This is a genomic window from Ruegeria sp. YKSF070, assembly GCF_059612725.1.
This window is the reverse complement of record NZ_JBXWRD010000050.1, coordinates 17750-28547: the sequence shown is the minus strand read 5'-3', so window position 1 is coordinate 28547 and position 10798 is coordinate 17750. Positions and strand designations below refer to the sequence as shown.

Annotated in this window: 13 protein-coding genes; 3 read left to right on the top strand and 10 right to left on the bottom strand. The window is 63.7% G+C overall.

The features are described 5' to 3' along the window. Positions 1 to 652, top strand: a 652-nt coding sequence (locus AC2FL1_RS19365; RefSeq protein WP_496878005.1) for a PLP-dependent cysteine synthase family protein, incomplete at its 5' end; no start/stop codon positions are given. A gap of 30 nt (positions 653 to 682) precedes the next feature. Here AC2FL1_RS19365 and AC2FL1_RS19360 read toward each other — a convergent pair. From AC2FL1_RS19360 to AC2FL1_RS19340, 5 genes are all read right to left on the bottom strand, one after another. Further along, positions 683 to 1726, bottom strand: a complete 1044-nt coding sequence (locus AC2FL1_RS19360) for a GFA family protein (protein WP_496878004.1) — start codon at positions 1724 to 1726, stop codon at positions 683 to 685. Positions 1727 to 1866: 140 nt separating this feature from the next. Next, a complete protein-coding gene (locus tag AC2FL1_RS19355; RefSeq protein WP_263388771.1) occupies positions 1867 to 2202 on the bottom strand; it encodes a carboxymuconolactone decarboxylase family protein in 336 nt (111 codons plus the stop codon). Between the two features lie 69 nt (positions 2203 to 2271). Beyond that, positions 2272 to 2922 carry a DUF938 domain-containing protein gene (locus AC2FL1_RS19350; protein ID WP_496878003.1) on the bottom strand — a complete coding sequence of 217 codons (651 nt, stop codon included), beginning with the start codon at positions 2920 to 2922 and terminating at the stop codon, positions 2272 to 2274. Further along, entirely contained in the window at positions 2919 to 3989 is a 1071-nt protein-coding gene (locus tag AC2FL1_RS19345) for an NAD(P)/FAD-dependent oxidoreductase (RefSeq protein WP_496878002.1), read from the bottom strand. The genes AC2FL1_RS19350 and AC2FL1_RS19345 overlap by 4 nt, the downstream gene beginning before the upstream one ends. Continuing rightward, positions 3986 to 4924, bottom strand: coding sequence for an aldo/keto reductase (locus AC2FL1_RS19340; RefSeq protein WP_496878001.1), 939 nt, complete (start codon positions 4922 to 4924; stop codon positions 3986 to 3988). Before AC2FL1_RS19340 ends, AC2FL1_RS19345 begins: the two co-directional genes overlap by 4 nt. A gap of 151 nt (positions 4925 to 5075) precedes the next feature. On the opposite strand from AC2FL1_RS19340, the gene AC2FL1_RS19335 reads away from it, so the two are divergent. Both AC2FL1_RS19335 and AC2FL1_RS19330 read left to right on the top strand, forming a co-directional pair. Continuing rightward, the gene (locus AC2FL1_RS19335) at positions 5076 to 5477 is read left to right on the top strand and encodes a hypothetical protein (RefSeq protein WP_496878000.1); all 402 of its coding nucleotides are present in this window, start codon (positions 5076 to 5078) and stop codon (positions 5475 to 5477) included. A 3-nt stretch (positions 5478 to 5480) separates the two neighbouring features. Then, positions 5481 to 6719 carry an HlyD family secretion protein gene (locus AC2FL1_RS19330; RefSeq protein WP_496825888.1) on the top strand — a complete coding sequence of 413 codons (1239 nt, stop codon included), beginning with the start codon at positions 5481 to 5483 and terminating at the stop codon, positions 6717 to 6719. A 45-nt stretch (positions 6720 to 6764) separates the two neighbouring features. On the opposite strand, the gene AC2FL1_RS19325 is transcribed toward AC2FL1_RS19330, so the two are convergent. The 5 genes from AC2FL1_RS19325 to AC2FL1_RS19305 form a co-directional block, all read right to left on the bottom strand. Then, positions 6765 to 7163 (bottom strand): hypothetical protein, encoded by a 399-nt coding sequence (locus AC2FL1_RS19325; protein WP_496825886.1) that lies wholly within the window; start codon positions 7161 to 7163, stop codon positions 6765 to 6767. 5 nt (positions 7164 to 7168) lie between these two features. Next, a complete protein-coding gene (locus AC2FL1_RS19320) occupies positions 7169 to 7402 on the bottom strand; it encodes a hypothetical protein (RefSeq protein WP_234137495.1) in 234 nt (77 codons plus the stop codon). A 247-nt stretch (positions 7403 to 7649) separates the two neighbouring features. Beyond that, positions 7650 to 8723, bottom strand: a complete 1074-nt coding sequence (locus AC2FL1_RS19315) for a BMP family ABC transporter substrate-binding protein (RefSeq protein ID WP_496825884.1) — start codon at positions 8721 to 8723, stop codon at positions 7650 to 7652. A 53-nt stretch (positions 8724 to 8776) separates the two neighbouring features. Beyond that, entirely contained in the window at positions 8777 to 9697 is a 921-nt protein-coding gene (locus AC2FL1_RS19310; protein ID WP_234137497.1) for an ABC transporter permease, read from the bottom strand. A 3-nt stretch (positions 9698 to 9700) separates the two neighbouring features. Then, positions 9701 to 10783 (bottom strand): ABC transporter permease, encoded by a 1083-nt coding sequence (locus tag AC2FL1_RS19305; protein ID WP_496825882.1) that lies wholly within the window; start codon positions 10781 to 10783, stop codon positions 9701 to 9703. Positions 10784 to 10798 lie beyond the last annotated feature (15 nt).

Sequence of the window (10798 nt, the reverse complement as noted above, 5' to 3'; positions counted from 1 at the left end):
GTTCTCCGATGCCTTCTCGGCCAGCAAGCGGCAGGCGATGGAGGCGTTTGGCGCCGAGGTTCTGGTCGAGGAGAGCCAGGGCCGGGGCATCACACCCGACCTGATCCAGCGGATGAAAGCGCGCGCGCATGCGCTGGCCGGGGAGCCCGGCAGCTATTACGCCGATCAGTTCGGCTCGTTCGACGTGCGTGCGGGGTACGAACCGATGGGCCAGGAGATCGCCAAAGCCTTGGATGGACAGGTCGATGTTCTGGTCTCGGCGGTCGGAACCGGGGCGGCGCTGATGGGGGCGGCTGATGGCCTGACACAGGCCGGAGCCACACCGCAGGTGATTGCGCTGGAGCCGCTGCAATCACCGCTGCTGACCACAGGCAAGGGCGGCGCGCACCGGGTCGAAGGGGTGGGGGTCGGCTTTGAGCCGCCGTTTCTCGATCGCACACGGCTGTGCGGAATTCGCGCCATCGACCAGGAGCAGGGCTTCGAGATGTGCCGGCGCATGGCGCGGGAAACCGGTGTGTTCGGCGGTGGGTCAACCGGTCTGAACGTGGTTGCCGCAATACAGCTGGCGCAAGAGATCGGGCCGGGCAAACGCATCGTCACCTTCTGTTGCGACAATGGTGGCAAATACCTGGGCGGCCATATCTACGGCTGAATTGTCACCACCGGCGAGAGGGCGCGGTCTTCAACGTCGCCGACGCGTAACTGGCCCCCAGTCCTCGGGGTCGGACAGCCCGACCGATGACCAGGCTTCCATCAGGACCCGCGATTCCGAACATTGCGTGCGCGGCAGGTCGTCCAGGATGTCCAGCCAAGGCATCTTGCTTTCGATGCCGCTATGGGCCGCCGGGGGGAAATTGCCGGGCTCGTCGAGGCAGGATGTGAACAAGACCAGAAAGGCAGTCGGCCGAGGTTTTATCATCCGGAACGCCAGACTCGATCCGCATTCAGGGCAGAACCCGCGCTCGGCGATCGCAGACGACCTGAAAAAGCGGGGACTGTTCTCGAGGAACCGCACAGCCGCAGCAGGAAACGCGGTCCAGGCGCTCATCGGGGCGCCGGAGAATTTCTGGCACAACCGGCAATGACAATACCCCGTGCTGATCGGTGGGGCGTTGATTTCGAACCGCACCGCACCGCACAGGCATCCGCCCGTGATATGCGTGACCGACATCTCGTCCTCGGCAAAATCGAACAACCCATGGTCTCCGCTCTTGCCTGTTGCGGTCTTGTATACATGGATCGGCGCATCCGTATCCTTCACGCGTTGGTATCCGATATCCACCAGTGGTAGGTTCAACTTGCCGCGAATTTGCGCCAGAACTTCGGCCGAAATGGCCAGTCCGTCGGGCTCCGACAAGGCCTCCAGCCGCGCGGCGGTGTTCACCCCATCTCCAAGAAGATCGCCGTCCTGCACGACCACATCCCCGACCGAAACACCGATCCGCAGTCGGAACCTGCTTGTGTCCTTGTCGGGATCTCCGGATGACGCCATCGCCTTTTGCAGGCTGATGGCACAGTTGATGGCCTCCACCGTACTTGAGAACTCCGCCAGAAAGCCGTCCCCGAGTGTCTTGAAGACCCGTCCCCGATGCCCCTGAACCTGAGGTTCTATCACAGCGTCGGTCAGATCGCCCAATCGCTTCAGCGCATCGGTCTCGTTCTGCGCGACAAGTCCCGCAAACCCCACGACATCCACGGCCATGATGGCAGCCAATCTGCGTTCCATTGGCACCTCGTTGGAATGAACCGAAGGCCAGTAGACCACAAATCGTCAGATATTCCAATTTTGGGGAGGGCTCCCGGCGGGGTGGCAATGGTAGCGGGCAAAGACGCGGTTTGCTTCTCTGCCCGCTACATGCGTTCGGCTCACCCGACCAGTTCGTCGAAACACTCCAGCGCCTTGGCGGCATACATCATCGACGGCCCACCGCCCATCTGGATCGACATGGCCAGCACATCGGACAGTTCCTCGCGGCTGGCACCGGCCTTGACCAGCGCCTCGACATGCAGAGAGATGCAGGGCTCGCAACGCGAGGCGATCGAGATGCCAAGCGCCACGAATTCCTTGGTCTTGAAATCCAGCGTGCCGCCTTCCTTTACCGTCTTGCCCAATGCACCAAAGGCGCGGGCGGTGTCGGGAATGGCACCATGCAGATTGCGCAGCCCCGCGCGGGTGGCTGCCAGCTTGTCGTTCCAGCTCATTGGAATATCCCCTACATATCTGTTCATCGGCATATGTATGGACGTTGGCGATGGCGGCCTTGATCTGGATCAGATGCGCGGCTTTTCCGCGATCAGGGCCAGGTTGTTGGCGGGCATCTCGACAACCTCGGCCATTTCCAGCCCGGCGCGCTGCATCAGGTCGATGATGTCGAAATCGTCCTTGTAGCCGATTTCGGGGTCTTCGGCGGTCAGCGCGGCATGGAACCGCACGTCACCCTCGCTGGTCAACTCGCCCGCCCGCATGAACGGGCCATAGATCACCAGCCGCCCGCCGGGCGCCAGCGCGGCGGCGGCCTCGGTGACCAGGGTCGCGGCCTCAGCTTCGGAAATCAGGTGCAGCAGGTTGATCAGAACCACCAGATCCTGACCCGCCCAATCCGCGCCCCAGCCGGGGCGCGTCGCGTTCAGCTCCTGCACGGGCGCGACATTTTCCAGGCCTTCGCAATAGGCGTCGATGCTGGCGCGACGCTGGGCATCCACCTCGGTCGGTTGCCAATACAGCCCCGGAAGCCGTTCGGCAAAGGCGCTGACATGCTGGCCGGTGCCGCTAGCCAGTTCCAGCGCGCGACCCTTATGCGGGGCCACCTGCTCCAGCAGATCGCAGAGCACCCCCGTGTTCCGATCTGCGGCGGGCGCGAACATGCGCGCACCTTCACCAGTCGTGGCGATACTGGCGACTGAGGGCGGCTTGCGGCTCATCTCAGGCGCTCCGGCCGCAACTGCGCCACCACCCCGGCCTCGATCTCGGGTGCGGCCCCTGTCACCAGGTCACAGAGCAGCTGCGACGCCGCAGGCGAGGTCTGGAACCCATAGCCGCCCTGACCGGCGCACCAGATGAAATCGCGCTGGTCCGGGTCCGGCCCCAGCACCAGCACCCGGTCGGGGGCAAAACTGCGCAAGCCCGCCCAGTTGCTGTCCATCCGGGTGACTTCCTCGGTCACCATTTCCTGATAGCGCGCCAGCCCCTCGGCCAGCACCATGTCATCGGCCCAGGCGTCCTGCGGCTCGACCGGGTCGGCCTCGGCAGGCGAGACGATCAGCTTGCCCGCATCGGGCTTGGCATACCAGGTCTCGCCGACGCCCATCAGCATCGGCCAGCCGCTCAGGTCATGACCGCCCGGCGCGGGGATACGCGCCATGGAACGGCGATAGGGTTGCAAACCGATGGGTGCCGCCCCCGCCATCACCGCTACCTGATCGGCCCAGGCACCGGCGGCGTTGACGATGTTGCGCGCCTCGAACACGTCACCCGCCTCGACCTGCCAGACCGTGCCACGCGAGATCCGGGTTACCCGCTGCCGGGTCAGCACCGCGCCGCCATTGGCGCGAATGACACGCGCGAAATCCTGCATCAGCCGGTCGGTGTCGATATCCCAGGCCTCGGCATGATAGGCGGTGTAGACCACCGTTTCCGGGTTCAGGATCGGCACCATTGCGCGGGCCTCGTCCACCGAAATCGGCGTCATCTCCATGTCGGCGACATCCGTCTGAAACGCATTCGCCTGATCTGCGCCACCCACCAGCATCAACCCGCGCGGGGTCAGGTAACCGCCATTGGCGGCGTGGTGATAATAAGCGCTGGCCCGGTTCAGCGCCACCACCGCAGGCTTGCCATAAGCCGCCTCGAACAGCGCCGCCGAGCGGCCCGAAGCGTGATATCCTAATGCCTCCTCGGCCTCCAGCACGGTTACCTTGCCATGCGCCGACAGGCGCGCACCCGCGCTCAGGCCCGCGACGCCGCCGCCAATCACCAGAAAGTCGATCATGCCTGTTCCTCGATCCTGTCGGTTGCCGGCGGCGGCGTCGGGCTCAGCGCCGTAACCCGCGCATAAAGCTCAGGCGACATCTCAAATTCCATTGCCGCCAGCGAGGGGCGCAACTGCTCGGCTGAACGGGCCGAGACGATGGGTTGCGCGCTCAGCGGGCTGGCCGCCACCCAGGTCACCGCCAGCGTCGCCGGATCGACGCCCAACTCGGCCCCGATCTCGGCCAGCGCTTCGGCCGCGCGCGGCATCCAGTCCAGCCCATAGCGCGCGGCATAGCGGTGATCCTCGGTCAGCCGTCCGGCACCGCCGCTGGCGTATTTCCCGGTCAAGAGCCCGCCGCCCAGCGGCGAATAGGCGGCTACATTGATCCCCTGATCGGCGCACATCGGCAGGATCTCGACCTCGGCCTGGCGCTTGACCAGGTTGTACATTGGCTGCACCAGGTCGATGCGCAGGTCGAACAGACCGGCCACAGCGACTGCCTTCATCACTTGCCAGGCGGCGAAATTCGACAGGCCGACATAGCGGATCTTCCCCTCATCACGCAGCCGCGCAAAACACTCCATCGTTTCGTTCAGGTCGGTATCGGGGTCAAACCGATGCAGATAAAGCGCATCGACCATGTCGAGACCCAGCCGCTGTCGGCAAACATCGAATTGCGCGCGCATGTTGGCCGCGCCCGCGCCTCCGTCATAGCCCACCTTGGTGGCGATCAAGAGCCGTTCGCGCTCGGCCCGGATCATCTCTCCCAAAAGGGTCTCGGACTGGCCGCCGGTATACACATAGGCGGTGTCGAAATGGCTGAGGCCGGCGGCGCGGCAGGCGGCGTACATGGCGGCCGATGCCGCCGCGTCGGCGCGGCCGCCAAATTGCATTGTACCATAGGCAAAAGCGCTTGCCGGGCTGCCGTCGGGGGTGGTGAGGAGCGATGTCATGCGCGGACAATGGCACGCACCGAAAGGGTCGAAAAGATCAAATCCTATTTGATCGCGACGGCTTGCACCCTGCGGTTCCGGCGGCGCATAGTTGCGCTGACTGATTAAATGTTTTCGGGAGAGCAGTTTGAGCGCGGAGAACATACATCCGATGGCATCCGGACATGTGCCGTCCTATATCGTGGCCGCCGACGGCAGTGATTTCCTGCTGGGTTTCATGGCCGTCTTTACCATAGGCCTGATCCTGCTGATCGGCGTTGGTTATTTTACCCTGCATGCCCTGCCAGAACGCATGGCCCACAAAAGCAACCATTCCCAGTTCCAGCTGGTGGGAATTCTGGCGCTGCTGGCGCTCTTTACTCATAACAACGTGTTCTGGGTGGCTGCGGTTCTGGTGGCGGGGTTCCAGATTCCCGATCTGGCCGCACCGCTGCGCGCCATTGCCGATGCGATCCGCGCGCGCGGCTCCGATTCCGCGATGCAGGACAGTTCGCCGCCGGAGACGGTCGCAGAACCGCATTCCCATCCTGCCGCCGCGACAAAGGGGCACTGATCCATGCTCGAAACGATACTCTGCGCGCTTGTCACGCTATTGCCGGACTATCTGTTCCGCCGCTATGTCCAGGGCAAACGAATTGGTCATGAGTTGACCCTGTTCTCGGTCTGGTATGAATTGCGCTGGGGCCTGACCAGCTGTGCCATGCTGACCCTGATGGTTCTGACCACGCTGTTCTATTTCCACCCGGCGACCAATGCGGTGACCTCGTATTTCCGTACGGTGACGATTCTGCCGCAGGTGGGCGGACGCGTCGAAGAGGTCTTTGTGGAAAACAACCAGCTGATCGAGGCGGGCCAGCCCATCCTGCGGCTCGAAGGGCTGTCGCAACAGGCAGCGGTCGAGGCGGCAAATGCTGGCATTGCCCAGATCGAGGCGGCAAGCAAACTGGCGCTGACCGATCTGGCCATGGCGGATGCGGGCATTGCCCAGGCGCGCGCTGCGCTGACCCAGGCGCAAGAGGACCTGGCCCGCAACCAGACGCTCAAGGATCAGGGATCGAGCGCGGTCCGCCTGACCGAGATCGAGCGGCTCGACAATCTGGTGAGCGAACGCGAGGCTATGTTGCTGGCGGCCGAGGCCAGCAAGGCGGCGGCTGAGCAGCAGATCGAGGTGCTGATTCCGGCCCAGATGGCCAGCGCCCAGGCGCAGCTGGAACTGGCCCAGGCCGAGCTGGGCAAGACGCTGATCGTGGCGGGGGTCGATGGCCGGATCGAACAGTTCGGGCTTCAGGTCGGCGACTATGTCAGCCCGCTGTTGCGGCCCGCCGGCCTTTTGGTGCCGTCGGATTCGGGCCGGGGCCGGTTCCAGGCCGGGTTCAATCAGATGGCGGCACAAGTGATAAAACCGGGCATGGTCGGCGAGATCGGGTGCATGACCAAGCCCTTTACCATCGTTCCCATGGTGGTGGTGGCGGTGCAGGACGTGATCCCCTCGGGACAGATCCACCCCAGCGACGTGCTGCGCGACCCGGCCAAGAACCTGACGCCCGGCAGCGTGACCGTCTATTTGGAGCCGCTCTATGAAGGCGGGGCCGATCTGTTGCCGCCGGGCAGCGCCTGCCTTGCCAATGTGTACACCAACAACCATGACCGGCTGGAGCATGACCCCGATCTGGGTGGCTTCGAACGCGCTTTCCTGCACGTGGTGGACACAATCGGCGTGGTGCATGCCGCAGGCCTGCGGCTGCGTGTGCTGTTGATGCCGGTGAAAACCCTTGTGCTTTCCGGCGGTCATTGACGCGATGCGACGGGTGAATGAAAGGGGCCGTTTCCGGCCCCTTTCCTATTCGGCGGCAATGGCCGACTGATCGGTGATCACCATGCTGCAGGCGCGGCAGGCGGTTTCGCCGGTCTGGTCGAACCAGCGGCAGGTGCCCCGGATCGGACAGGGGGGCAGGTGACCGGCCGGCGGCACCTGCGCCTGATCCAGATGTGCTAGGACATGGTCGATCACGCTACAGCGGCTGCCGGTCCATTGCGCACAGCCCGAGGTCGCGCAGGGGGAGGAAAAGCGCATGCGCGCCTCGGGCTTGCCATGGGCAGAGGCGGTTTCGACGAAATCGGCGTCGATGGTCATGGAACTGCGCAGATGGCGCACATGCCCGTCCGACCCCTTGACGCCCAAGAGCTGGTTGCCCGGCGCGCAGCGCGCGCTCGGGCAGGTTCTGTCGGGGCTGGACATCGGCCTCACCCCAGGCGGGCGAGCATGTTGCCCATCTGCTTTTCCCGCTCCAGCAACGGGTCGAGTTCGGGGTGCAGGATGATTCCGTACCAGTCGCGGGGGAACTTGGTCACCCAGGGCTTCTCGAACCCGGTGCGGGCGATATGGCCAAGGACCAGCTTCTGGATTTCGCCCTGAAGCTCCATCTCGGTGGTCTTGTCCATTTCCAGATTGCCGGTATCGACAACAAAACGTGCCATGTCAGTCTCCTTTATGAAAATGCCACCCCTGAAAATACGTATGGGGCAGGGACAGGGTACACGCTGAACGGGTCGCACCCTATGCGGGAAAACCGGACCATCATACACGCATTGGCGCGTTTTTGCCGATCAGAGCCGGGTGGAACGGCCAAGAAAATTCGACGAATTTTCTTGGCCCGGCGGTACAGGCCGCAAAGAAAAAGGCCCCGCCGGGGCGGGGCCTTTGGTTCAGTCATCAGAACGGGGATCAGTTCGGGATGTCGCCTTCGATGCCTTCGACGTAGAAGTTCATGCCCGCCAGCGTACCGTCATCGGCGGTCTCGCCTTCTGCCAGCCAGTCCGAGCCGTCCTGCTTTTTCAGCGGGCCGGTGAACGGATGGTAGGAACCGTTTGCGATCGCATCCTTCAGCGCCAACGCCTCGGCCTTCACATCGGCCGGAACCGCGTCCGAGATCTCGCCGATGCCAACCATGCCAGGGCCAATGCCGTCCCAGGTGCTTACGCTGGTCCAGGTGCCATCCATTACCGCCTTGGTGCGGGCGATGTAATAGGGCGCCCAGTTGTCGATGATCGAGCTGACGCGCGGCATCGGGGCATATTCGCTCATGTCCGAGGCCTGGCCAAAGGTGATCACGTTGCCGGCGGCCTGCGCGGCTGCCTGCGGCGCGGTCGAGTCGGTGTGCTGCAGAATCACGTCCGCACCCTGTTCGATCAGCACCTTGGCAGCATCGGCCTCTTTCGCCGGGTCGAACCAAGTATAGGCCCAGACGATCTTGAACTGGACGTCCGGGTTCACCTTGCGGGCGTGGATGAAGGCCGAGTTGATGCCCCGGATCACTTCGGGGATCGGGTAGGAGCCGATGTAACCCACTATGTTCGACTTGGTCATGCGCCCGGCGATGGTGCCTTGCACGGCGCGGCCTTCATAGAAACGGGCCGAATAGACCGACACGTTCTCGGCCTGCTTGTAGCCGGTGGCATGCTCGAACTTCACCTTCGGGAACTTCTTGGCCACGTTGATCGTGGGGTCCATGTAACCGAACGAGGTGGTAAAGATCAGATCGGCGCCTTCGAGCGCCATCTGGGTCATCACCCGCTCGGCATCGGGGCCTTCGGGCACGCTTTCGACGAACACGGTTTCGACCTTGTCGCCAAATTCCGCCTCGACGGCCTGGCGGCCCTTGTCGTGCTCATAAGTCCAGCCGCCGTCGCCGACCGGTCCGACATAGACAAAACCGACCTTGGTCTTGTCCTCCGCCATGGCGCCGGTCGCCAGACCCAGCACCATTGCGGCACTTGCGAGAAGTGAGGTGAATTTCATGTAGTGACTCCCCTTTATGGTTCGTTTGCAGATTCGTTGTGGTTGGCCCCTCGTCAATGAGAGGCGTGGAAGCTGCGTCCAAGTGCGGCAGGCGCACCGCTCTTGTCCGCGGAAAGGATCACAAGCACAAGGATCGTGATGAGATAGGGCGACATTGCCAGATACTCGACCGGGATGGCAACGCCCGCCGCCTGAAGGTTCAGCTGGACCACGGTGACGCCGCCAAAAAGATAGGCACCGAGCAGCGCGCGCCAGGGTTTCCAGCTGGCAAACACCACCAGTGCCAGCGCGATCCAGCCGACACCGGCGGTCATGCCCTCGGTCCACTGGGGCACCCGGATCAGGCTGATATAGGCGCCGCCCAGCCCTGCGCAGGCACCGCCGAACAGGATCGCCAGAACGCGGATGCGGATCACCTTGTAGCCCAGCGCATGGGCGGCATCGTGGTTTTCGCCCACCGCGCGCAGGATCAGGCCCGCGCGGCTGTATTTCAGAACCCACCAGACAGCGCCGGTCAGCAGGATGCCAAGGTAAAGGATCGGGTCATGGCTGAACAGGATCGGCCCCACGACCGGCAGATCGCTCAGCACCGGCAGGTCCAGCCGCCCCATCGCGGGCGGTTTGATGCCGACATAGGACTGTCCCATCAGCGCGCTCAGCCCCAGGCCGAACAGCGTTAGTGCCAGACCGCTGGCGACCTGGTTGGCCAGCGCCACCTGGGTCATCAGCACAAAGAGCAGCGACAGGATGGCCCCCCCGATGGCGGCGGCGATGAAGCCCAGCCAGGGCGAGCCGGTCTCGACCGAGATGGCAAAGCCGCAGATGGCGCCGGTGATCATCATGCCCTCGACACCGAGGTTCAGAACGCCGGCCTTTTCCACCACCAGCTCACCAATGGCGGCCAGCAGGAGAGGGGTTGCGGCGACCATCAGAGAGGCCACCAGCAGGACGGGATTGATTGCAGACAGGTCCATGGTTCACGCCACCTCTTTGCGGGCCGCACGGATGCGGTAATTGGTCAACAGATCCAGCGCCAGCAGGAAGAACAGCAGCATCCCCTGGAACACCTGGATCGCGGCCGCGGGCAGGCCCAGGCTGCCCTGCGCGATCTCGCCGCCGATATAGGTCAGCGCCATCAGCCCCCCGGCCAGCAGGATGCCCACCGGATGCAGACGGCCCAGAAAGGCCACGATGATCGCGGTGAAGCCATAGCCCACGTTGAAATCGATGCTGACCTGACCCGAGGGGCCCGAGACCTCGAACAGCCCCGCCAGCCCTGCCAGCGCGCCGGACATGCCCAGGCAAAACAGGATCAGCCGGGCCGGTTTCACGCCTGCGAACCGCGCCGCGCGCGGCGCCTCGCCGGTCAGCCGGATATGGAACCCAGTCATGTGCCGGTTGAGCAGCACATAGGCAAAGATCACAGCGATAAACGCCGCCACCACGCCCCAATGCATGCCGGACCCTTCGATCAGTTCGGCATTATGGGCGCTGGCATAGGATTGCAGGTTGCGCGAGCCGGGAAAGCCGAAGCCTTCGGGGTTCTTCAACAGGCCCAGCGACATCGAGGCAAGGAACTGTTCGGCCACATAGACCAGCATCAGCGAGACCAGGATCTCGTTGGTGCCGAACCGAACCTTCAGGAACGCCGGGATCATCGCCCAGACCCAGCCGCCAAAAGCACCCGCGAGTACCATCAGGGGAAAGATATAGAAGGCCTCCATCGGGTAGAAGGCCAGCCCGACACCGGCGCCCACGATGGCGCCCATGATATACTGTCCCTCGGCGCCGATGTTCCAGATACCCGCGCGAAAGCCCAACGAGAGGCCGATGGCGATCAGCACCAGCGGGGCGCCCTTCACCAGCAGTTGTGGGCGATAGTAGAACGCATATTCGCCAAACAGCGGCTCCCAAAAAATGGTACCGATCGCTTCGACCGGGTTCTTGCCCAGTACCGCGAACAGCAGCCCGCCACAGATCATCGTCGCCAGCACAGCCACCAGCGGCGTTGCCATTGACCATGTGCGCGAAGGCTGCGGACGTTTCTCCAGCACGATCATGCGCGCGTCTCCCTG

Bases quoted from the DNA above. Each gene is read 5' to 3' on its own strand.
- AC2FL1_RS19360 (WP_496878004.1), bottom strand. From the start codon at position 1,726: ATGGAACGCAGATTGGCTGCCATCATGGCCGTGGATGTCGTGGGGTTT.
- AC2FL1_RS19355 (WP_263388771.1), bottom strand. From the start codon at position 2,202: ATGAGCTGGAACGACAAGCTGGCAGCCACCCGCGCGGGGCTGCGCAAT.
- AC2FL1_RS19350 (WP_496878003.1), bottom strand. From the start codon at position 2,922: ATGAGCCGCAAGCCGCCCTCAGTCGCCAGTATCGCCACGACTGGTGAA.
- AC2FL1_RS19345 (WP_496878002.1), bottom strand. From the start codon at position 3,989: ATGATCGACTTTCTGGTGATTGGCGGCGGCGTCGCGGGCCTGAGCGCG.
- AC2FL1_RS19340 (WP_496878001.1), bottom strand. From the start codon at position 4,924: ATGACATCGCTCCTCACCACCCCCGACGGCAGCCCGGCAAGCGCTTTT.
- AC2FL1_RS19335 (WP_496878000.1), top strand. From the start codon at position 5,076: ATGGCATCCGGACATGTGCCGTCCTATATCGTGGCCGCCGACGGCAGT.
- AC2FL1_RS19330 (WP_496825888.1), top strand. From the start codon at position 5,481: ATGCTCGAAACGATACTCTGCGCGCTTGTCACGCTATTGCCGGACTAT.
- AC2FL1_RS19325 (WP_496825886.1), bottom strand. From the start codon at position 7,163: ATGTCCAGCCCCGACAGAACCTGCCCGAGCGCGCGCTGCGCGCCGGGC.
- AC2FL1_RS19320 (WP_234137495.1), bottom strand. From the start codon at position 7,402: ATGGCACGTTTTGTTGTCGATACCGGCAATCTGGAAATGGACAAGACC.
- AC2FL1_RS19315 (WP_496825884.1), bottom strand. From the start codon at position 8,723: ATGAAATTCACCTCACTTCTCGCAAGTGCCGCAATGGTGCTGGGTCTG.
- AC2FL1_RS19310 (WP_234137497.1), bottom strand. From the start codon at position 9,697: ATGGACCTGTCTGCAATCAATCCCGTCCTGCTGGTGGCCTCTCTGATG.
- AC2FL1_RS19305 (WP_496825882.1), bottom strand. From the start codon at position 10,783: ATGATCGTGCTGGAGAAACGTCCGCAGCCTTCGCGCACATGGTCAATG.